Annotated in this window: 21 protein-coding genes; 11 read left to right on the forward strand and 10 right to left on the reverse strand. The window is 64.8% G+C overall.

Annotated features, from left to right (window positions below):
* Positions 1 to 5 precede the first annotated feature (5 nt).
* The 7 genes from flgG to E4T66_RS03940 form a co-directional block, all read right to left on the reverse strand.
* On the reverse strand, positions 6 to 791 hold the full coding sequence (gene flgG, locus E4T66_RS03910; protein ID WP_136847607.1) for a flagellar basal-body rod protein FlgG: 786 nt from the start codon (positions 789 to 791) through the stop codon (positions 6 to 8).
* 177 nt (positions 792 to 968) lie between these two features.
* On the reverse strand, positions 969 to 1,712 hold the full coding sequence (locus E4T66_RS03915) for a flagellar basal body rod protein FlgF (protein WP_136847608.1): 744 nt from the start codon (positions 1,710 to 1,712) through the stop codon (positions 969 to 971).
* Positions 1,713 to 1,740: 28 nt separating this feature from the next.
* A complete protein-coding gene (gene flgE / locus E4T66_RS03920; RefSeq protein ID WP_136847609.1) occupies positions 1,741 to 2,961 on the reverse strand; it encodes a flagellar hook protein FlgE in 1,221 nt (406 codons plus the stop codon).
* Between the two features lie 12 nt (positions 2,962 to 2,973).
* Complete coding sequence (locus E4T66_RS03925) at positions 2,974 to 3,642, reverse strand: flagellar hook assembly protein FlgD (protein ID WP_136847610.1); 669 nt, start codon at positions 3,640 to 3,642, stop codon at positions 2,974 to 2,976.
* Positions 3,643 to 3,655: 13 nt separating this feature from the next.
* A complete protein-coding gene (gene flgC, locus E4T66_RS03930; RefSeq protein ID WP_136847611.1) occupies positions 3,656 to 4,057 on the reverse strand; it encodes a flagellar basal body rod protein FlgC in 402 nt (133 codons plus the stop codon).
* Positions 4,058 to 4,068: 11 nt separating this feature from the next.
* Positions 4,069 to 4,485, reverse strand: coding sequence for a flagellar basal body rod protein FlgB (flgB, locus tag E4T66_RS03935; protein ID WP_136847612.1), 417 nt, complete (start codon positions 4,483 to 4,485; stop codon positions 4,069 to 4,071).
* 66 nt (positions 4,486 to 4,551) lie between these two features.
* A complete protein-coding gene (locus E4T66_RS03940; RefSeq protein ID WP_136847613.1) occupies positions 4,552 to 5,490 on the reverse strand; it encodes a chemotaxis protein CheV in 939 nt (312 codons plus the stop codon).
* 137 nt (positions 5,491 to 5,627) lie between these two features.
* On the opposite strand from E4T66_RS03940, the gene flgA reads away from it, so the two are divergent.
* The 11 genes from flgA to E4T66_RS03995 all read left to right on the forward strand — a co-directional run bounded on the left by flgA (position 5,628) and on the right by E4T66_RS03995 (position 16,467).
* Positions 5,628 to 6,317: a flagellar basal body P-ring formation chaperone FlgA gene (flgA, locus tag E4T66_RS03945; RefSeq protein ID WP_136847614.1), complete on the forward strand. Its 690-nt coding sequence runs from the start codon at positions 5,628 to 5,630 to the stop codon at positions 6,315 to 6,317.
* Positions 6,318 to 6,423: 106 nt separating this feature from the next.
* The gene (flgM, locus tag E4T66_RS03950) at positions 6,424 to 6,747 is read left to right on the forward strand and encodes a flagellar biosynthesis anti-sigma factor FlgM (protein WP_136847615.1); all 324 of its coding nucleotides are present in this window, start codon (positions 6,424 to 6,426) and stop codon (positions 6,745 to 6,747) included.
* Complete coding sequence (locus E4T66_RS03955) at positions 6,726 to 7,208, forward strand: flagella synthesis protein FlgN (RefSeq protein WP_136847616.1); 483 nt, start codon at positions 6,726 to 6,728, stop codon at positions 7,206 to 7,208. Before flgM ends, E4T66_RS03955 begins: the two co-directional genes overlap by 22 nt.
* Entirely contained in the window at positions 7,205 to 7,924 is a 720-nt protein-coding gene (locus E4T66_RS03960; RefSeq protein ID WP_136847617.1) for a flagellar brake protein, read from the forward strand. The genes E4T66_RS03955 and E4T66_RS03960 overlap by 4 nt, the downstream gene beginning before the upstream one ends.
* Before the next feature lie 46 nt (positions 7,925 to 7,970).
* The gene (locus E4T66_RS03965; protein ID WP_136847618.1) at positions 7,971 to 8,498 is read left to right on the forward strand and encodes an O-acetyl-ADP-ribose deacetylase; all 528 of its coding nucleotides are present in this window, start codon (positions 7,971 to 7,973) and stop codon (positions 8,496 to 8,498) included.
* Between the two features lie 59 nt (positions 8,499 to 8,557).
* A complete protein-coding gene (gene rlmKL, locus E4T66_RS03970; protein WP_136847619.1) occupies positions 8,558 to 10,747 on the forward strand; it encodes a bifunctional 23S rRNA (guanine(2069)-N(7))-methyltransferase RlmK/23S rRNA (guanine(2445)-N(2))-methyltransferase RlmL in 2,190 nt (729 codons plus the stop codon).
* 76 nt (positions 10,748 to 10,823) lie between these two features.
* On the forward strand, positions 10,824 to 12,158 hold the full coding sequence (locus E4T66_RS03975; protein WP_248679422.1) for an ATP-binding protein: 1,335 nt from the start codon (positions 10,824 to 10,826) through the stop codon (positions 12,156 to 12,158).
* Between the two features lie 11 nt (positions 12,159 to 12,169).
* Positions 12,170 to 13,096, forward strand: coding sequence for a response regulator (locus E4T66_RS03980; protein ID WP_136847620.1), 927 nt, complete (start codon positions 12,170 to 12,172; stop codon positions 13,094 to 13,096).
* 73 nt (positions 13,097 to 13,169) lie between these two features.
* Entirely contained in the window at positions 13,170 to 14,129 is a 960-nt protein-coding gene (locus E4T66_RS03985) for a hypothetical protein (RefSeq protein WP_136847621.1), read from the forward strand.
* 67 nt (positions 14,130 to 14,196) lie between these two features.
* Positions 14,197 to 14,928 (forward strand): hypothetical protein, encoded by a 732-nt coding sequence (locus E4T66_RS03990; RefSeq protein WP_136847622.1) that lies wholly within the window; start codon positions 14,197 to 14,199, stop codon positions 14,926 to 14,928.
* Between the two features lie 90 nt (positions 14,929 to 15,018).
* Positions 15,019 to 16,467, forward strand: coding sequence for an alkaline phosphatase family protein (locus tag E4T66_RS03995; RefSeq protein ID WP_136847623.1), 1,449 nt, complete (start codon positions 15,019 to 15,021; stop codon positions 16,465 to 16,467).
* Between the two features lie 11 nt (positions 16,468 to 16,478).
* Here the strand turns inward: E4T66_RS03995 and E4T66_RS04000 are convergent, their stop codons facing one another.
* The 3 genes from E4T66_RS04000 to dcd form a co-directional block, all read right to left on the reverse strand.
* Complete coding sequence (locus E4T66_RS04000; protein WP_136847624.1) at positions 16,479 to 17,852, reverse strand: hypothetical protein; 1,374 nt, start codon at positions 17,850 to 17,852, stop codon at positions 16,479 to 16,481.
* Between the two features lie 2 nt (positions 17,853 to 17,854).
* On the reverse strand, positions 17,855 to 19,579 hold the full coding sequence (locus E4T66_RS04005) for an alkyl sulfatase dimerization domain-containing protein (RefSeq protein ID WP_136847625.1): 1,725 nt from the start codon (positions 19,577 to 19,579) through the stop codon (positions 17,855 to 17,857).
* A 483-nt stretch (positions 19,580 to 20,062) separates the two neighbouring features.
* On the reverse strand, positions 20,063 to 20,626 hold the full coding sequence (gene dcd / locus E4T66_RS04010; RefSeq protein WP_136847626.1) for a dCTP deaminase: 564 nt from the start codon (positions 20,624 to 20,626) through the stop codon (positions 20,063 to 20,065).
* Positions 20,627 to 20,713 lie beyond the last annotated feature (87 nt).

Raw genomic sequence — 20,713 nt, forward strand, 5'->3', positions numbered from 1 at the left:
CGTACTCACAGGTTGTTCGACACGTAGGACAGCATCTGATCGGTGGTCGAGATCGCTTTCGAGTTCATCTCGTACGCACGCTGCGTCTCGATCATGTTGACCAGCTCTTCCACGACATTGACGTTGGACGACTCGACCGAACCCTGATTCAGCACGCCGAGTCCGCTCTGTCCCGGCGCGCCGGTCTGCGGTGCGCCGCTGGATGCGGTTTCGACGTACAGGTTCTCGCCCTTGGGCTGCAGGCCACCGGGGTTAATGAAGTCGGCGATGGTCAGACTGCCGACCTGCTGCGACGAGCTGCTGCCCGCGAGCTGGACCGACACGGTTCCGTCACTGCCGATGGTGATGCTCTGCGCGTTGGCCGGAATGCTGATCCCCGGCTGCACGGTATAGCCGCTGGACGTCACCAGCTGGCCCTGGCTGTCCATCTGGAACGAACCGTCGCGCGAGTAGCCCAGCGTGCCGTCCGGCAACTGGATCTGGAAAAAGCCACGGCCGTTGATGGCGAGATCTAGCGGGTTGCCGGTCTGCACCAGATTGCCCTGGGTAAACAGTTTCTCGGTCGAGACCGTGCGCACACCCGTGCCCAGCATCAGACCCGACGGTGCCTGCGTCTGCTGCGACGTCTGCCCGCCCGGCTGGCGCTCGGTCTGATACAGCAGATCTTCAAAGTTCGCGCGAGCGCGTTTGAAGCCGCTGGTGTTGACGTTGGCCAGGTTGTTGGAAATGACCGTCATGCGCGTCTGCTGCGCATCGAGTCCGGTCTTGGCGACCCACAGTGCTTGATTCATGCTTGACCTCCGATGACGGATTTCCGCCTCGCATGAGGTCTTACAAGTTCTGGACCAGGGAGCCGCGCCAAGATGACGACACCGCCGATACAGGCGGGAGTTGCGGGCCGCACTCGTGATTTCGGCGCCCGCAGGCGCCGAACGTATTGCTCAGAGGGATAAACGGAATGCGTGCGATCAGCCGCCCATACGCACCAGCGTCGCCGCAGCTTCGGCGTTGTTCTCCGCGGTGCGCATCAGCTTGACCTGCATTTCGAACTGTCGTGACAGGCTGATCATGTTGACCATCGCCTCGGGCAGATTGACGTTGCTGGACTCCAGCGCACCGGACATGACGACATTGCCCGCGGCGGGATCCAGCACTTCACCCGGCTTGGCCCGCATCAGTCCGTCTTCACTGCGCGCCAGTTGCTCCGGGCGCGCAGCGACCGTGCGCAGCCGTCCGACCGCAACCAGGGTTTCTGCGCCCTGCCCCTGCGAGACCACTGAAATGGTGCCGTCACCACCGATCGACAGCTGCGTGCTCGGCGGCACCGACAACGGACCGCCATCGCCCATCACGGCCTGCCCGCTGGCCAGCCGCAGCTGGCCAGCACTGTCGATCTGCAGGTTGCCCGCCTTGGTATAGGCTTCGCCGCCGTCGCTGGACTGCACCGCCAGCCAGACATCGTCACGCATCGCCACATCGAGATCGCGTCCGGTCTGCTGGATCGCGCCACCGCTGGCATCCCAGCCGATGCCGGCGCCCAGCGCATTGACGCGCGAAGGCAATCCGGCCCCGGTGACTTCCTGCGGCGTGTTGGCGATCAGCTCGGCACGGAAACCCGTGGTCGATGCATTCGCCAGGTTGTGGCTGTTGACCGCCTGCGCCTTGAACGTCTGCGCAGCGCCGGTCATGGCGACATAGAGAGCGCGGTCCATTTCAGTATCTCCGGTGCCCGGTGATCAATTACCGGATGTTCAGAATCGTCTGCGTGATCTGATCTTCGGTCGAGATCATCTGCGAGTTCGCCTGGAAGTTGCGCTGCGCGGTGATCATGTTGACCAGCTGTTCGGTCAGATCGACGTTCGACGCTTCGAGCGCACCCGACTGGATGTTGCCGAAGTTGGCCGAACCCGCAGTGCCCATGATGACCTGCCCGGCGGTGTAGGAATCACCCCAGGCCGTATCACCCAGCTGCTGCAGACCCTGATTGTTGGGAAAGCGTGCCAGCGCCAGCTGCCCCAGCGGCGTGGCCTGGCCGTTGGTATAGCGCGCCTGCACCACACCCTCGGCGGTGATCTCGATGCCAGTCAGCTGGCCGGTGGTGTAGCCGTCCTGCGTCAGGGTGCTGACGCTGAAGTTGCCGCCGTACTGCGTCGAATCGGCGACGTTCAGCGTGATGTTCATGTCGGCGGCGCCGGTGGTCGGCGTGAACGCCGGCAGCACGATCTGACCGTTTGCCGGCGTCAGCAGCACGCCGCTGTCGGAATACTCCAGCGTCGTCGCACCCCCCAGGGTCGTACCGTCGATCTGCGAATAGACTTCCCAGGTATTCGGCGTCGCGGTCTTGACGAAATACAGGCTGGCGGTATGCGCCGAGCCCAGCGAATCGTAGGTCGTCACCGACGTCGTGTAGTTGTAGGTCGTCGGGTCAGAGACATCGAACGGCGACGTCGCCGGCACCGCAGCGTCCGCCGGCACATTGAACTTCGCGTTGATCGAGCTCGTCGCCAGCGGCGGATTGTCGCCGGCAGACAACTGCAGATCCGCCAGATTCGCAGTATCAAAGCTGGCCCCGCCAAGCACCGGCGGGAACACCTGCAAGCGATTGCCTGCTGAATTCACGACGTAGCCGTCCTTGTCGGTGCCGAAGGCGCCGGCACGGCTGTAGACCTTGGTACCGTTGTCCGACAGCGTGAAGAAGCCCTCGCCCGAGATCGCGAGATCCAGCGAGTTGTCGGTGAAATCGATCGCACCCTGTGCAAACTGCTGCGACACATCCGACAGGCGCACACCGGCGCCGATCGCGGTCGAGGACAATCCGTAGGATGAAATCGGGAACAGATCACCGAACTCTGCACGCGACTGTTTGAAGCCGGTGGTGTTGGCGTTGGCGATGTTGTTGGCGGTGACGTTGAGATCGGCGGTCGAAGCGTTCAGACCGGACAGGGCGATACGAAAAGACATGGCAGGGTCTCCTTAGAGAATCTTGTAGACGTCGTCGAAGTTGACGGAAGGCAGACCCTGGAGCTCCAGCTCAAGTCCACCGGAATTCAGTGCAACGCTGTTGACGCTGGAAATCACCAGCGTCGGTACCGCAATCTGCGTGCTGCCCTGGGTCAGGCGCGCGCTGAGCGAATAGTTGCCTTCGGCCATGCGCTCGCCGCCGGCATTGAAGCCGTCCCACTCGAAATCGACCAGACCGGCCGGCTGCGTTCCCAGATTCACCGTGTCGACCACCTGGCCGGACGCGTCGAGCACGTCAACGGAGACCTCGCCGCTGGCGCTGGTGTAGACACCGCCACGCAGATTGCCGTCGGTCGGCAGATAGCCGGTATCGGACAACACCATGACGTCGTGACCGACCAGTGATGCCGCCTGCAGCGCCTGATCCGAAGTCAGCGAGGCCGTCAGGTTGCTCAGCGAATCATTCATCGTCTGAATGCCCTGAACCGTACTGAACTGCGCGAGCTGCCCGAGGAAGTCGGCGTTGTCCATCGGATTCATCGGATCCTGGTTCTGCAGCTGCGCTGTCATCAACGCGAGAAAGTCCTGCTGACCCAGTTCCTTCTTGCCGGAATTGCTCTGCAAAGTCAGACCCAGGTCTGAAAAAGTGGAGCTGCCGCTTGTCGCTGTTACGCCGCTCATGGAATGACCTCGATTACTTGCCCAGCGTCAGCGTGCGCAGCGCCAGATCTTTGGCGGTGTTCATCACTTCAATGCTGGATTGATAGGACCGCGACGCCGAGATCATGTTGACCATCTCCTCGACGACGTTGACGTTGGGCGCATAGACATAGCCCTCGGCGTCGGCCATTGGATGGCCGGGCTCGTAACGCTTTTCCGGCGCGGCCTGTGACTCGACCACGCCCATGACCTGGACGCCGGCCGAATCCTTCGAGCCGGGATCGTTGATCGTTCTGAACACCGGCATGCGCGCCTTGTAGACCGCGTCCGGATCGCTGCCGACGGCATCGGCGTTGGCCAGATTGCTGGCGACGGTATTCAGGCGCACCGACTGTGCAGCGAGCGCGGAACCGGCGATATCGAATATTCGGGACATGCGTGTACTCCTTACTGGCCGGTCAGCGCCGTGATCAGGCTTTTGATGCGGCCGTCGAGGAAATTCAGGCTCGCCTGGTAGCGCAGCGCCGCATCGGCGAACTGCGCCTGCTCGATCTGGGTATCGACGGTATTGCCGTCCACGGACGGCTGCAGCGGCACGCGGTAGACACTGGCGACATCGCTGGCGCCCTCGTTGAGGCCGGTACCGAGACTGGAGGAACCGTTGCTGGGCGTCAGCGCCAGGGAGACGGCCGAGCCGGAAGCCTGTGCCTCGGTCGAGGCCAGCACTTTGCGGAAATCGAGATCACGCGCCTTGAATCCGGGCGTGTCGGCATTGGCGATGTTGGAGGCGATCAGCTCCATACGGCGGCGCTGCAGCTGCATCGCCGCCGGGTGCACACCGAATAGAGGATCTGAACCAGCCATCTGAACGTCCTGTCACTGACATGTGACTGGACGGGGGCAAGTCCTGTGCCAGAGGGTGCCCCGGAATCAGGCCAGCGCGTGTCCCTGCACCGCTTCGAGACGCTCGATCACACCGCCAGCAAGCTCTCCAGAGCTGAATTTGGCAATGAATCGGTCTGCGCCGACCTTCTGCACCATGGCATTGTTGAAAATGCCCGACAGCGAGGTGTGCAGCATCACGTACAAATCCTTCAGCCGCGGGTCGCGTCGGATTTCCGTCGTCAGCGTGTAGCCGTCCATATTCGGCATTTCGACGTCCGAGATGACCATCAGCAGGCGGTCGTCCAAGGGCCCCTGCGCGGCCATCGACTGCAGCTGGCGCAATGCCTCGGCGCCGTCGTTGACCAGAATCGGTTCGACTCCGATCTGCCGCAGCACGCGCTCGATCTGATTGCGCGCCACGCGCGAGTCGTCGACCACCAGCACCTTGCGTCCACCGGCATCGAGCATGCGCGCGGTATCGACGGTGTCCTGCGCCAGCTCCGGACTGCCCCCTGCCACTTCGGACAGCACCTTCTCGACGTCAATGATTTCGACCAGTTCGTCGTTGTAACGCGTAATCGCCGTCAGATAGCCCTCGCCGCTGTTCGACGGCGGCGGCTGCAACTGGGCCACGTCGATATGCACGATGCGATCGACGCTGCTGACCAGAAAGCCCTGCACCGAACGATTGAACTCGGCAACGATGACGTGGGCATGGCCGCTCGGGATGGCAGAACCGATCCCGATGGCACGCTGCAGGTCGATCACCGGAATCACGCGCCCGCGGATTTCGGCAACTCCGGCGATGTAGGTGTGCGCCCCCGGCATGCTCGACAGGTGCGGCGTGCGGATGACTTCCTGCACCTTGAACACGTTGATGCCAAAGATTTGACGCGGCCCGAGATGGAACAGCAGCAGGGCCAGACGGTTGTGTCCGGCCAGCTGGGTGCTGCGATCGATGCTTTCGAGGAGTCCGGTTGCCATGTCTGGGGGCTCTTGTGCTTGCGTTGCTATCGGCAGCCAGCCTCCGGACTTTAGCTGCGGACGCTGGCGCCGATATCCCTGTCCCTGGCACAGGCCTTGCCTTGAGTGCCCTCATTGAAGACTGCGGAAATGGGTGAATGAAACGGCGAATGTGGGTTCTGACGGTGCGCGGCCTGCTGCTGATGCTGCCGATGGCGATGGCCTCGGCGCAGACGGCGGAGCCGTTGCAGCGGATCCAGTCCGTCGCCCAGGCCGCTGCCGCCGCCCAACTGCCGCCGAGCGCGCAGGTGTCCGCGAACGGCCTGGACCCGCGGCTGCGTCTGGCCGAGTGCGAGGAATCGCCGCAGGCCGACCCGCCCACAATCCGCGGCGCACAGGCAACGGTGGCGGTGCGCTGCGCAGCGCCGGCATGGACCGTCTATGTCGCCGTTCGCATCAGCGATCCGCGCCCGGTCGTCGTGCTGTCACGCAGCGCGGCGCGCGGCGATGTGCTGGACGCCTCGATGATGGAACTGCAGGAGCGCGACGTCGCGCAGATGCCCTTCGGCTACCTCGACACGCTCAGGGCCGGTCTCGGCCAGCAGCTGCGACGCTCGATCCCGGCCGGCACAGCGCTGACGCCAAATGACGTCGAGGGCGAGCGTCTGGTGCATCGCGGCGATATCGTGACGGTCCTCGGGCGCGCCGGCGGGCTGGAAGTCCGCACCAGCGGCAAAGCCATGAATGACGGCGCCGAGGGCGACCGCGTCCGGGTGCAGAATGACAGTTCCAAACGCATCGTCGAGGGCGTGGTCAGCGCCCGAGGCGTGGTCGAGATCCGGCTGTGAACGGCAGGCTTTCGGCGGCTGTCACCGCAATGAGGCAACACGGCATTAAAGAACCTGCAAGTGCTGCCGATAAGGGGACTGGCGCAAGCCCTCAGGAGTCCCGTCAATGACCAAGATTCAGAATTATGGCCCCCAGATCACCCCACCCACCGTGCGGAGCAAGGCGGCCACATCCAGCTCGGGTGTGGACGGCGACGGCGACCGCGCTGCCGAGGGCATTGCCGGCGAAGCAGGCGGTGATTCCGTGAAACTGACCGGCCAGGCACAACTGATGCAACAGCTCGAACAGGCCGCCGCCAAAGCTCCGGCGGTCGACACGGCCCGTGTGGCACAGGTCCGGCAGGCGCTGGACGATGGCAGCTACACGGTTGACGCCAAAAGCATCGCCAGCAAGCTGGCACGCATGGAATGGGACTTGTCACAGAGATGAACTCGCAACTCGGCCAGCGCCTGAAGGACAACCTTCAACAGCATCTCGACTGCACTGCGGTGCTGCAATCGACCCTGGAGGAAGAACACCGGGCCTTGACCGCGAACGATGCTGAAACGCTGCTGCGCGTGACCCAGACCAAGGCCGCTGCGGCCGAAAACCTGCGCGCTCTGGGCGACGATCTGATGCGTCTGCGCCGCGACGGAAACTTCGCGTCGGTTGATGCGATGTTCGAGGCCGTGCCGGACGCCGCCACGCTGTCCCAGCAGTGGAACGAAATTCTCGAACTCGCAACCGAGTGCCATACCGCCAATCGACGTAACGCCGCGGTACTGGACGTGCGCCAGACGCAGGTGCGCGCCGCGCTGGAAGTGATTTTCCCGACGCAGAGTGCGCAAACCTACGGTCGTACGGGTTATTCCGGAGGACCGGTCGGCACGCGGTCGTTCGGCCTGGCGTGAGTACACCGTCGCCGGATACGGGCGACGAGCGCGGCTTGTTGCTGCGACGCCCGGCGCCGATCGAATCCCTGCTGCATCGCCTGCGCCTGAACCACGCAATCCTGTCGGTACGGCTGGCCGGCGCCCCGCGCTGGTACAGCAGCCTGGTCATCGCGGTCGGCCCGAACTACAGCCATGTCGATCTGGACGCACTGCACCCGCCACCACTGACCGCGCCGACTGCCGGCACCGGCATGGCCATCCACGCCCGCATCGACGGCGGCGATCTGCGCCTGCGCAGCGAAGTCATCGGTCCGTGTCGGGTCGAGAAGCTGCCGGCCCTGCGCATCGCCTTTCCGCATACCGCCTTTGTGCGCGAGCGTCGCATCAACTTCCGGCTGCCGCTGTCGCCACGGCTGGGGCTCGCACCCTCGCACATTGTTCACGCCGGCACCGAATGCCATGCCCCCCTGGCAGATATTTCAACCGACGGCGCCGCCGCATTGCTGTCACGACCGCTTGAAGCGCCGATCGGCAGCAGTCTGCAGTGCCAGATCGATCTGCCCGGACTCAAACTGGACACCGAAGCCGAGCTGCGCTCCAGCACCGCCGTCCGCCACGGCTGGCGCGTCGGCATGCAGTTTGCGCCGCTGCAGGCCGATCGCCGCGAACGCCTGCAACGCGCAATCCTGGCACTGGAGCGGCACCTGATCCGCACCCGCGCCGCACGCAGCTGAGCCGCTCACTTCGGCACGCACGGCCCGGTGCGCATAAGATGAGGTCATGAATAGTCCGTCCGTGTCGATCGAGGCCCGCCTGGCGGATATCACGCAGCTGCCGGTCGATGCCATCGTCAATGCCGCGAACGAATCGCTGCTCGGCGGCGCCGGCGTGGACGGCGCGATCCATCGCGCTGCGGGCCCGGCCCTGCTGGCCGCGTGCCGCGAACTGGGCGGCTGCCCGACCGGCGAAGCGCGCATCACCCCCGGCTTTGAACTCCCCGCACGCTGGGTGATCCATACGGTCGGACCGGTCTGGCATGGCGGCGATCACGGCGAAGCGGCGCTGCTCGCAGCCTGTTACCGCAACACGCTGGCACTGGCGGCCCAGCATGGCATCGACAGCATCGCGTTTCCGGCGATCTCCTGCGGCGTCTACGGCTACCCGCTGCAGCAGGCCGCGGCGATCGCAGTGCGCGAAATCCGCGCCCATGTCGCCACCGGCACCCACCCGCGTCATATCGTCTTCGCCTGCTTCAGCGACCAGGTCTACGAGACCTACCTGCGTCGGCTGGCGCGCAGCGACGCCTGAATCCGTACCGATTGCACGCCGGGCGACGCACGCGCACGCTGCGCCTGAGATAATGGCGCATGTCACCGATTTCATTGTTCGTCAGTTGCCCGCGCGGCGTTGAAACCCTGCTCGTCGCGGAAATCTCAGCGCTGGGTGCCGATGCGCCCGAAGCGCGTACCGGCGGCGTCGCCTGCGTCGCCTCGCTGGATGCGGCCTACCGCATCTGCCTGTGGTCGCGCATTGCCAGCCGGGTGCTGATGCCGCTGCATCGCTTCGCCATCCCGGATGCCGATGCCCTGTACGCCGAAGCCGCCACCGTGGACTGGCCAGGCCTGTTCGATGCCGACCGCAGCTTCGCCATCGAAGTCGCCGGCCGTTCGCCGACGCTGACCCATACCCACTATGCCGGCCTCAAGGTCAAGGACGCGATCGTCGACGGCTTTCGCGCCGCCGGGTTCGATCGACCCAACGTCGACACCGACCATCCCGACATCCGTATTCACCTTCATCTGGATCGCGATCAGGCCACGCTGAGCCTGGATCTGGCCGGAGAGTCGCTGCATCGGCGCGGTTATCGCCGCAGCGGCACCGAAGCCCCGATGAAGGAAAACCTCGCCGCCGCAATCCTGATGCACGCCGGTTGGCCCGCGTTGGCCGCCGAGGGTGCTGCGCTGCTCGATCCGATGTGCGGCTCCGGCACGCTGCTGATCGAAGGCGCCATGATCGCCGCCGATATCGCGCCGGGTCTGATGCGTCGTGGCTGGGGCTTCGAAGCCTGGCGCGGACATCAGCCTGAACGCTGGAAGGCGGTGGCCGATGAAGCGCGGCAGCGCCGCACTGCCGGACTGGCTGTCGTGCGCAATCACATCCGCGGTGGCGATCTCGACCCGCAGGCGGTGAACGCGGCGCGCGACAACATCCACCGTGCCGGATTGAGCGATTGGGTCCAGGTCGAATGTGGCGATGCACTGCAGATGCGCCCCGAGCCCGGCACTCATGGCCTGTGGGTCAGCAATCCGCCGTATGGCGAACGTCTGGGTGCCGAAGCCGAGCTGATCAAACTGTATTCACTGCTCGGCGTGCATCTGAAGCAGCAATTCGGCGGCTGGCGCGCCGCGGTGTTCACCGCGCGGGGCGATCTCGGCCCCCGTCTTGGACTCAGCGCGCACGCGATCCATACGCTGTACAACGGCGCGATCGCCTGCAAGTTGCTGTGCTTCGAGATCCGGGCGCAGTCAGCCAGCGCCGCCGCGGCCGCGCCGGTCGGCGGCGGCGAGGACTTCGCCAACCGACTGCGCAAGAACGCGCGTCATCTGGCCAAGTGGGCGCGCCGCAACGGCGTCACCAATTACCGCGTCTATGACGCCGACCTGCCCGACTACGCGCTGGTGGTGGACCTATACGCGACACCGGAAATGCACGCGCACGTGCAGGAGTACGCCGCGCCCAAGACTGTCGAACCGGCCAAGGCCGAGCAACGCCTGCGCGCCGCGCTGGCGCGACTGCAGGACGTGCTGGAACTCCCGGCCGCACAGATCCACTACAAACTGCGGCGCGCACAGAAAGGCACCACGCAGTACCGCAAGCAGAACGAGACCGAGCGCTTCTATACGGTGGTCGAGCACGGCTGCCGGCTGCAGGTGAACTTCGACGACTATCTCGATACCGGCCTGTTTCTCGATCACCGGCCGATGCGTCTGCGCATCCAGCAGGAAGCGCGCGGCAAACGCATGCTCAATCTGTTCTGCTACACCGGCGCCGCCAGCGTGCACGCGGCGGTCGGCGGCGCCGCGCAGACGGTATCGGTCGACCTGTCGAATACCTATCTGGACTGGGCCAAACAGAATTTCGCGCTGAACGATCTGCGCGCCTGGGACTACACCCACGCGCCCGAACCCGGCGCCTCGCTCGCACACCACGCACTGGTCCGCGCGGACTGTCTGGTGTGGCTGCGCCAGCAAGCCGCGGCGCCGAACCGTCAGCGCTTCGATCTGATCTTCCTCGATCCGCCGACGTTCTCGAACTCCAAGCGCATGGACGAGACCCTCGACATCCAGCGCGACCATGTCGAACTGATCCAGCTTTGCGCGGCGCTGCTGGCGCCGGGCGGCTGCCTGTATTTCTCGACCAACCGTCGTGGCTTCAAGCTCGATACCGATGCCTTGAGCGGATGCGCCTGTCAGGACATCACCGCGCAGACCGTCGACGAGGATTTCCGCCGTCCGCGGCCACCGCATCATTGCTGGCGCATTACTGCGACTGACTGACGCCGTCGGGGTGGCGGCAATGCCACCGCGCCGCAATCGGGTTGTCATGCGCCGCGATTAGCATCCGGCGTTCACCATGATGCCCGAACCCCGTCAGGTCGCCACGGCGACGTCCGATATTGCGCAACTGCGGCTCGACGTGCGTCCACTGTCGCCGGGAACCAGCATCGACGAAGCGGCGGAGCTATTCCTGCATCCGAGCTATGCGCGCATGCTGTGTCTGCCGGTCGTCGAGCACTCGCGCGTCATCGGCAGCGTCAGCCGGCATCAGCTCAACGGCATCTTCATGCGCCGATTCGGGCGCGAACTGCACGGCGCCAAGCCGGTCATTCAGATCATGAACACGGCGCCATTGATCGTTGATGAAATGGCGCCACTGGAGCAGGCCGCCGGCTATGTCACCACCCATCTGGGTTCACCGATCACCGAGGATTTCGTCGTCGTGCGTGACGGCAGATACGTCGGCATGGGTGTGGTCATGGACCTGCTGTCGGCGCTGCAACAGCGGGTCGAGTCCAGCTCGCGTCAGCTCGGAGAAGCCTACCGACAGCTGAAAGCTTCGCAGGCGCAACTGGTGCAGTCTGAGAAAATGGCGTCGCTCGGTCAGATGGTCGCGGGCGTGGCCCACGAGATCAATACGCCGCTGGGTTACGTCCGCAACAACCTCGAGATGATCCGCGACGTCTTCACCCAATCCAGCGAAGCGCTGCGCGAACACGACCGGATGGCGCGTCTGCTGCTCGACCCCGATGCCGACGAAGTCGCACTGGAGCGGCAGATCGGCCGCTGTCGCGAGCAGGTCGCGGCGCTCGACGATCTGGCGCTGCTGGACGATACCGCCGCCCTGTTCGGTGACAGCCTGTTCGGCGTCGACACGATCAAGGATCTGGTCGTCAATCTGCGTAATTTCTCGCGCCTCGATCAGGCGCGCGTTGCATCGGTGTCGCTGAACGACTGTCTCGACCAGACCCTGACCATCGCCGGCAACGTGCTGAAAAACCGTGTGCAGGTGATCAAGCGCTACACCGAGGTTCCTGCAGTGGCGTGTTCGCCGTCGCAGATCAATCAGGTGCTGCTGAACCTGATCAGCAACGCGGCACAGGCGATCGAACACGACGCTGGCAAGATCCTGCTGCGCACCGAGGCCGACGCCAGCTGGGTCCGCGTACATATCCAGGACAACGGCAAGGGCATCGCTCCGGAGCATCTGAAGAAGATTTTCGATCCGTTCTTCACGACCAAGCCGATCGGCCAGGGCACCGGACTTGGCTTGTCGATCTGCTTCCAGATCGTGCAGGGCCACGGCGGCACGCTGCAGGTCGTCTCCGAACCGGGACGCGGCACCAAGTTTGTCGTCAGCCTGCCGCGCCGCGCCGCCGACGCCACCACCACTGCCGCAATCGCCGCCTGAGGGCCAGGACGATGAATCAACCGCCTTCCCTGCTGCTGATCGACGACGAGGAACGCGTGCTGCGTTCGCTGGCGATGCTGTTCCGTGGACGCTACAGCCTGCATGCGACAACCGATCCGCAGACCGCGCTGGACTACGTCGGCCGCGAACGCGTGCACGTCGTCGTCAGCGATCAGCGCATGCCGCAGATGCGCGGCGCCGAGCTGCTGCGCGAAGTCCGTCTGCGCTCGCCCAATACCATGCGCATCCTGCTGACCGGCTATTCAGAACTCGACGCCGTGGTGGCTTCAGTCAACGAGGGAGAAATTTTCCGCTTCGTGCAGAAACCCTGGGATGCCGCGGAACTGCGTGACACCGTGCAGCAGGCGGCTACGATCTCGCATGCGCTGTTCTCCACGTCGGCGCAGCCTTCGGCGGCAGCTCTATCCGCCCCACCGCCGCAGCGCGAGGCGGTGCTGGTGATCGATGACGACGAGTCGGTCTATCGCACCGTCTCCGATCTGGTTGGCGAGGCCCATCCCGTCATGTGGGCACGCAGCGTCGATCAGGCGCTGGAACTGCTGCAGACGCAAGCGATCGGCGTGCTGATTTCAGAACTGAGTGTCGGAGGCGAGAGCGTCACGGCACTGCTGAAAGTGCTCAAGGCGCAGTACCCGGAAGTGGTGGCCATCGTCCTGACCCCGTTTCACGACGTCAGCGTGTTCGTTGGCCTGATCAATCAGGGCCAGGTGTTTCGCCTGCTGCCCAAGCCGGTGCGGCGCGGCACCGTCTCGATGAGCATCCTCAGCGCGATTAAGCACCACCGCAGCCTGCGCCAGGCGCCGGAACGCGTGATCGCGCACGCCGTCGCGCCGCTGAACCAGGTTGAGGAAATCAGCCTGGCCTCCCGCATGATGGGCCTTTTGGGTCGGCTCCGCCGAGGCGCGACACCCGCCTGAGGGCTCCTGTCCTACGGTCGCCAAGGCGTTTGGGTATCATCGCAGCTACTAATGAGTTGACGGGGGTACGCTGATGCGTCTGGGAATGTGGCTTGCGATGGCGGGGGCCGTCGCTGCAAGCGCCTTGAGCGCGCCGGTGTCGGCACAGACATCGGAAGCCCAGAATTGCAAGGTTTTTGCCCGCGGCGTCTGGCAGGAACTGGGCGCGATCACCCTGGCGGACTGCCTGCGGCACATTGATGCCGACGTCGCCAACTACGGCAAGCAGGGCTTCAAGTTCGGGCAATGGGGCGATGTCATCCTGTCTGCCGACCGCAGCTATTTCTATCGTTCCGATGATCGCGGCGGCAGCTGGCGCTCGCTGGGTTCAAAGCAGGCGATGCAGCGCACTGTGATGCCGCCCGCAATCGCGGTGGCCCCGCAACCGACGCCGGCACCTGCGCCTGAACCGCTGGCCACGACGCCAGTGCCGCAGACGGCACTGGAAATGTCGCTGGAACTGACACCGCAGCCGACGCCGGTCGCAACGCCAGCTCCGACGCCGACTCCACTTCCGACACCGAGCCCGGAAACGGAAACGGAAACGGTCAACCCCTATATCGCGTCACCGATCCCGCCCGGCGAAACCTTCTACGGCGACGATCTGCCGATGCCAACGCCAATACCGACCTTGGCGCCCCCGCCGGCGGCCGCCGTCGAAGTGCCGGCACCGACGCCTGCACCGCGCGCAACACCGGTACCGACGCCCGTAGCGACCCCCGCACCCGCCAAGCCGACCCCGGCACTGGTCAGCCCGATCGCGGCACCGGATTACCGTGCCTGCAGCGTCAAAGTGGACGGCGAATGGAGCCTTTCCGGGGCGACCTCGCTGATCGGCTGTGCACGAACGTTGCGCGACGGCCCCGGTGGGTTCAATGAGCAGGGTTACAAGTTCGGTTACTGGGGCAAGATCTATCTGCTCGGCACCCGGGAGGGTGTGATGGTCAAGCGCAGCCCGGACGCCGAGTGGGAGTCGCTGCCACTCGGCCAATGATCGCTCCCGGCTGCTGCGGCAACGATTCGTTATCATCGGACCCATCATCCGTTTCCGGGGAAACACCATGCGTCAGGTCCTGAGTCTCACGGCCGTGCTGGTCACGACATCGCTTTGGACCACAGGGGCATTGGCGGCCGACGCCGCTGAATGCCGTACCTATGACGGCCAGAAGTGGAACAGCCAGGGAACCACCGAAATTGCCCCCTGCATGATTGCGGTGGACCGGTCCACCGAGAAGTACAACAACGAGGGCTTCAAGTTCGGTTCCTGGGGTTCGGTGCTGCTGTCCGCTGATCAGTACTACTTCTACTCCTCGACCGACAACGGCCAGAACTGGATCTCGGCGGGTCTGAAGTCGGACTACCTGTCACACGCAACTCCGCAGCCGTATAGCGCCCCCCAGCGCGCGGAGGCAGGGGTCCCATTCGAGAGCGCGCCCCAGCGCGCCGAGGCGGTGGTTCCATTCGAGCCGGCCGTCGTTGCGACGCCTGCACCCGAGGCCGCCGCTGAATCCGGAACGGCCGCCCCGACGACCAGCTACGTCGCTCCGGCGGGCGCCACGCAGTCCGGCAATGTGAACATCTGCACCCTCAAGTACGGCAACAGCTACCAGAAGGTCGGAACGATGTCGCTGGATCAGTGCGTGACCGCATTGCTCAGCAGCGACATGCCCCCGGACCGCAATGGCTATACCTACGCCTACTGGGGCAACCAGTTCATGGTGGCAACACCGGAAAAAGTACAGGTTTCGGGAGAGACCAAAGGCAGCTGGCGCACGGTGCTCGAGCGCCGTTAGCGTCCAGTTGCGCATGGCGTCATCACGATGCCATGCGCCAATGCCAAATTGGTCGGCTGCAATAGATGAAGGATCCGGGGGGATCTATCGATGTCGAACCATGACCACAGCGGTCCGAACAACCCTGCTCGTCGCCGCCTGCTTGCGGGCATCGCGGCCACACCGGCGCTGGCCGCCGGTCTGAGCGCCTGCGACAGCTCGGACCCTGCCGGCAATTCCGACAGCGGCGTCTCCGCCGCCCCTCGCCCTCCCGCGGACAAGGCCCTGCCCAACCCCTCGGATTCCGGCATCGACCACTTCGTCGTGGTGATGATGGAGAACCGCTCGTTCGATCATTTTCTCGGTTGGGTTCCCGGCGCCGACGGCATCCAGGCCGGGGCGCGCTTTCCCGACAAGGCCGGCCGGCTGATCGAAACGTTCCGATTGTCCGAGGCCGAGGAGTACGGCTATCAAGGCTGCGGCAAGGAAGACCCGAGCCACAGCTATTCCAGCGGCCGCGTGCACTTCAACGGCGGCAAGATGGATGGCTTCCTCGGCACGATCGGTGATGCCAGCGTCGATACCGATCACTTCCCGGTCGGCTACTACACCGCCGAGGATCTGCCGTTCTTCGCCGGCTGCGCAGACAACTGGACGATCTGCGACCGCTATTTCCATGGCGTGCTGGCGTCGACCTACCCCAACCGCTTCTACATGCATGCGGGGCAGACCGATCGCCTCAACAACACCATGGACATCTCCAGCCTGCCGACCATCTGGGATCGGCTGTCCGACGCCGGCCTGTCGGGTCGCTACTACTACAACGACCTGCCATTCGCCGCGCTGTGGGGTTCCAAGTACCTGACACGCAGCCTGCCGTACGCGACCTTCCTCGCCGAAGCCGCACTCGGCACCTTGCCGAACGTGTCGTTCGTCGACCCGCGCTTCATCGGCGAAGCCCCCAACGGCATCACCAATGACGACCACCCGCAGGCCGACGTGCGTAACGGTCAGGCGTTCCTGAATGCCGTCTACGACGCCGTCCGCAACGGCCCCTTGTGGCAGCGCACCTTGATGGTTGTGGTCTATGACGAATGGGGCGGCTTCTTCGACCACGTGGTGCCGCCCGTCGCACCCGTCACCGAAATCGAAAAGGCGCTGCCCAACGACGGCCGCCTCGGCTTTCGCGTGCCCTGCGTACTGATCGGACCGCGTGCACCCAGGCAGGTCAGCTCACTGCAGTTCGACGTCAACTCGGTGCTGAAGATGATCTGTTGGCGCTTCGGAATGCCGCTGCTGGCGCCTGAGCGCAGCGAGTGGTCGCTGAACATGGCCTATGCACTGGACTTCGATGCCGCGCCGCGCAGCGATGCGCCCGCCTTCAACGTGCCGCTGGGTCCGTTCGGCATGGAATGCACCACCAGCCTGCCGTTCCCGATTCCGAACTTCCCCGGCTCGCTGGGCAAGCTGTCTCCGGCACAGGTCCGGCAGATGCAGCACAACCTGGAATGGGTCGAGCTGGGCCAGGTCGCGCGCGCGCATGGTTTCCAGATCGGCTGAGCGGCCTCCGCTCATTCCCCACAGGCGGCAAATGCCTGCGCAGCCGTGGATGCGGCCTCGATCGTCGCGCGATCGCAATACCGAACCTTCGGCGCGTACTCTCCCATAACGTCCTCGACCGGCGTGCCGTAGGGCACGTTCTGGATCGCCTCGGCGAAATGCGGTGACGGCAGCATGTGCCGGTAGATCAGCACCGAGTCCGGGTAGGCGCCGCCCCAGGGCAGCCAGTCCATGCCGTTCTGTGGCACCGCGTTGTCCGGGCGCTCGTCGGGGTCGGACACCACCAGCGTGAAATAGCCCTGATCGTCGGTGGCGACCTGCGCATCTGCCAGACAGCCGACGAAGCGCTGACTGACGAACTCATTGGTGCAGATCGACCAGTAGCGCAGCTGTGCGCTCCCCAGCGGCGCTTCCACCGGATCCCTTGCATACCGCGGCGCCCGCGCGCGGACCATGTACAGATCGCCATGCTCGCGACTCGCCATCGCAGTGACGTAGGCGTTGTCGATATTGCTCAGAAAGCCGCCGCCGGTATCCGCCGCGGTAATGGACTGCAGCGGCAGATCGAAACCGACGGCGTTGCTGGCCAGCACGCGCAGGGTTTCCGGGAGTCCGTAGAAGCGGATCACCCTGGGTTCGTCCGGCGCCAGCGGATAGGGCACCGGATCAAGCAGTGAGGGATAGCTGGCTTCGCGGATCGCGCGGTTGAGGACTGAGGGCAGTCCGTCCGGCGGCAGTGGATCGCACAGGCTCAGGCGCAGCGGCGCGACGCTGCCGTCCGCGTTTTCAAGCACCAGTTGCGGCAACGGCACCCCGCCCGCGGCATCACCCTCACCCAGATATACGCGATAAATCACGGTGATCTGCAGATTCGGAATCGCAGGCAAGACGGGTAGCGCGATGCGGTTGGTGTACAGCGCGTTGGCCGGCCGCTCCGCCGGCGGGTCGCCGAACTGCACCGTGGCAACGTAAGCGCCGCCGGCGGCGGCACCCGCGGTGACGTAGGGATTGCTGCCGGCAACCCTGGGCACGAGCTGGTAGTCGGTGATCGCATCGACCGGCCGCAGCGCCGGATCGTAGACGTTGAACGAGAAGTAGCGCGCGTCCGGATACTGGCCGTCGATGCGGACGCGTGTTCCCGGCAGCGCCGGAAACATCGCAACCCAGTAGGTCGCGGATTCGTCCGGAAACGCGACGTTGATCAGATCCGGATTGCTGACGACCAGCCAGCTGCATCCGCCATCTGCGGCGGCCGCGGTGACGGCGGGATCGTGCGACCCGCTGTCGCCACCCTGAGGCGCAGCGCCCGGCGCATCACCGCCACCGCAGGCCGCCAGCATCATCACCGCGGTCGTGATGGCTGAGCACAGCAACACCCGACGCATGCTCAGTCCTCGACCGGAACGAACAGGCGCATGAAGCGGATCAGGTCGAGCTTGCTGCCCGTGACCATCGTGAACTCGCTGGCGAGCGTCAGCGCCGGATTGCGGCGCTGCGCCAGCATCTCCTTGAACACCTGCGCAGACACCTGCGTGACCATCCCGGCGTCGTCGCGCAGTTCCGGCACGACTTCGGAGACACCGCGACGCACGATGTAGGTATAGCGCTCGGGGGTATCGGTGAACTCGAAGCCGACCGCGATCACGCTGTCGGCACTGGCCTGGGCATCGAGGTTGACCGCCATGCCGTCGAAGAAGCGATTCAGCGGCATGCGCGCCAGCATCTCCGGTGTCGGCGTGACAATGCGGTTGGGCAATGTGATGTCGCCGGCCAGTTCCCCCGCCGTCATCAGATACCAGTGCCGCGCATTTGGGTTGGCCTCTGCCGAGCCGAGCGCACGCAGTGCCGCGATACGCGCATCGCGCACCGACGCGTTGTCCGGCGCAATGCGTAGCACGTAGTCGGATAGTTGCAGCGCCCATTGATGCTCGCCCGCCTGTTCGGCATCGACGACCTTCTGCGCCATCGCATCGACGCCACCGGCGAGCGCCACCATGCGTGCGGCCTCATCGTCCGGCGCCAGCGGCCGAAGGGTGGACGGATTGCCGTTGTACCAGCCGAGCATGCCGTCGTAGATCGCGCGTGCCGACCACGCCGGATCGCCATAGAAAGTCTGTAGCCACGGCGAATCGGCCAGATACGCCGGGAGCTTCAGACTTGCCGCGATCTCGTCCGGCGTCTTGCCGTGATTGATCATGCGCAGGGTCTGGTCGTAGACGTAGCGGATGCCGTCGCGGTAGCGCGTCAGTTCTTCCTCGATCTCCTGCTCGCCCACCAGCGGCCGGGTGTGACTCGGCACGATGATCTCGGGATGCAGCGCGCGCATCTTGTCGATCGAGTCGGCCCAGGCGCGCGGATCGCGATAGGAGGTACCGCGGATCGTGTACAGGTTCGGGAACGCGCGGTAGAAGTTGTCGCCGGACAACAGGATCCGGCGCTCCGGCAACCACACGAACAGCTGATCCTCGGTTTCACCCGGGGCATGCACCAGCTGGAAATGGATGCCGGCAACGGTGTCTTCGAGCGACGCGTCGAACTCGCGAGTCGGTCGCAACGTATCGACCGTGCTGCCCTCGTGCACGTCGACGAACGGACCGATGCCGACATTGACCATCTCGTCCTGCGTCAGCGTACTGCCGTACATGCGCATCGAGCGCTTGGTGATTGCCGTCTGCAGTTCGATCGAGGTGCGCTCCATGTTGCGCACCAGATCGCTCTGGGCGTACACCGAAACATCCCCCGCGCCGTCGGCAAACACGCCCGCCCCGCCGATGTGGTCCGGGTGCGAATGGGTATAGATGATCGCCTTGACCGGCTTGTCGGTGATCTGCCGGAACGCCGCCAGCACCTGCTGCGCCGACTCCACCGTTTCCATCGTATCGACGACGATCACGCCGTCGTCGCCTTCCAGCAGGATCGAATTGGCGATGCCATAGCCGATCGCAACATGCACGCCGTCGGCGACCTTGAGCACTTCCCGCTTGAACTCCGCGCTGTGCTGCGCCAGCGCTTCAGGCGTGGCCACCGGGGCGGCCGGTGTCGCGGCATTGCGCCCGCACGCGGAAAGACACAGCAATGCGCCCATCGCCGTTGCCGGCAAAAGCATCTTCATCGGATCACTCCTCCAGAATTCCGGGTGCGGAAACCCGGCCCTGACAGTCCGGCCGGATTTTCCACGCAAGCCGCAGCATAGCCCGAGTGCGGCATGCAGCGGTGAATCGATGGGAGATGTCAGACCCCGGCGAAGAGCCCCGCAGCGCGGGAATCATCCGGGATCAGCGAGCGGCCGCAAGGACCGCAGGGAGCACTGAGATCAGGTCTTCGGCAGCGTCACGCCGTGCCGTCCCGGGCACTTGCCACCGCGGTAGCACCGCGAGCCCCGGCGAGGGCCCCCGCAGCGCGGGGATCGTCCGGGATCAGCGAGCGGTCGCAAGGACCGCAGGAGTCAGTTCGATCAGGTCTTCGGCAGCGTCACGCCGCACTGTCCCGGGTACTTGCCACCGCGGTAGCACCGCGAGCCCCGGCGAGGGGCCCCGCAGCGCGGGGATCGTCCGGGATCAGCGAGCGGTCGCAAGGACCGCAGCGAGCGCTCCGATCAGGTCTTCGGCAGCGTGACGCCGCGCTGTCCCTGGTACTTGCCACCACGGTCCTTATACGAAGTCTCGCAGACTTCATCGGACTCGTAGAACAACATCTGCGCCACGCCTTCGTTCGCGTAGATCTTGGCCGGCAGTGGCGTGGTGTTCGAAAACTCGAGCGTGACGTGCCCTTCCCACTCCGGTTCCAGCGGTGTGACGTTGACGATGATGCCGCAACGCGCATAGGTGCTCTTGCCCAGGCACACGACCAGCGTGCTGCGCGGAATGCGGAAGTACTCGACCGTCCGCGCCAGTGCGAAGGAGTTCGGCGGAATGATGCAGACATCCGACTTCACATCAACGAAGGAGCCCTCGTCGAAATTCTTCGGATCGACGATGGTCGAGTTGATGTTGGTGAAGATCTTGAATTCGTTGGCACAGCGCACGTCGTAGCCGTAGCTGGAGGTGCCGTAGGACACGATCTTGTGTCCGTTGACGTGGCGCACCTGACCCGGCTCGAAGGGTTCGATCATGCCCTCAGCCGACATGCGGCGTATCCATTTGTCCGACTTGATCGTCATCGTGCTCTGCGTCCGTTGAATCGATTGTTGAAGAGAAGCGCGGCCTGCCCACGCCGGCTGCGCATTGTATCGGCTCGCGCCACGCGC

Source organism: Sinimarinibacterium arenosum, assembly GCF_005047655.1.
GTDB lineage: Bacteria > Pseudomonadota > Gammaproteobacteria > Nevskiales > Nevskiaceae > Solimonas.

Coding starts and splice junctions, on each gene's coding strand:
- flgG (WP_136847607.1), bottom strand. CDS start 791: ATGAATCAAGCACTGTGGGTCGCCAAGACCGGACTCGATGCGCAGCAG.
- E4T66_RS03915 (WP_136847608.1), bottom strand. CDS start 1,712: ATGGACCGCGCTCTCTATGTCGCCATGACCGGCGCTGCGCAGACGTTC.
- flgE (WP_136847609.1), bottom strand. CDS start 2,961: ATGTCTTTTCGTATCGCCCTGTCCGGTCTGAACGCTTCGACCGCCGAT.
- E4T66_RS03925 (WP_136847610.1), bottom strand. CDS start 3,642: ATGAGCGGCGTAACAGCGACAAGCGGCAGCTCCACTTTTTCAGACCTG.
- flgC (WP_136847611.1), bottom strand. CDS start 4,057: ATGTCCCGAATATTCGATATCGCCGGTTCCGCGCTCGCTGCACAGTCG.
- flgB (WP_136847612.1), bottom strand. CDS start 4,485: ATGGCTGGTTCAGATCCTCTATTCGGTGTGCACCCGGCGGCGATGCAG.
- E4T66_RS03940 (WP_136847613.1), bottom strand. CDS start 5,490: ATGGCAACCGGACTCCTCGAAAGCATCGATCGCAGCACCCAGCTGGCC.
- flgA (WP_136847614.1), top strand. CDS start 5,628: ATGAAACGGCGAATGTGGGTTCTGACGGTGCGCGGCCTGCTGCTGATG.
- flgM (WP_136847615.1), top strand. CDS start 6,424: ATGACCAAGATTCAGAATTATGGCCCCCAGATCACCCCACCCACCGTG.
- E4T66_RS03955 (WP_136847616.1), top strand. CDS start 6,726: ATGGGACTTGTCACAGAGATGAACTCGCAACTCGGCCAGCGCCTGAAG.
- E4T66_RS03965 (WP_136847618.1), top strand. CDS start 7,971: ATGAATAGTCCGTCCGTGTCGATCGAGGCCCGCCTGGCGGATATCACG.
- rlmKL (WP_136847619.1), top strand. CDS start 8,558: ATGTCACCGATTTCATTGTTCGTCAGTTGCCCGCGCGGCGTTGAAACC.
- E4T66_RS03975 (WP_248679422.1), top strand. CDS start 10,824: ATGATGCCCGAACCCCGTCAGGTCGCCACGGCGACGTCCGATATTGCG.
- E4T66_RS03980 (WP_136847620.1), top strand. CDS start 12,170: ATGAATCAACCGCCTTCCCTGCTGCTGATCGACGACGAGGAACGCGTG.
- E4T66_RS03985 (WP_136847621.1), top strand. CDS start 13,170: ATGCGTCTGGGAATGTGGCTTGCGATGGCGGGGGCCGTCGCTGCAAGC.
- E4T66_RS03990 (WP_136847622.1), top strand. CDS start 14,197: ATGCGTCAGGTCCTGAGTCTCACGGCCGTGCTGGTCACGACATCGCTT.
- E4T66_RS03995 (WP_136847623.1), top strand. CDS start 15,019: ATGTCGAACCATGACCACAGCGGTCCGAACAACCCTGCTCGTCGCCGC.
- E4T66_RS04000 (WP_136847624.1), bottom strand. CDS start 17,852: ATGCGTCGGGTGTTGCTGTGCTCAGCCATCACGACCGCGGTGATGATG.
- E4T66_RS04005 (WP_136847625.1), bottom strand. CDS start 19,579: ATGAAGATGCTTTTGCCGGCAACGGCGATGGGCGCATTGCTGTGTCTT.
- dcd (WP_136847626.1), bottom strand. CDS start 20,626: ATGACGATCAAGTCGGACAAATGGATACGCCGCATGTCGGCTGAGGGC.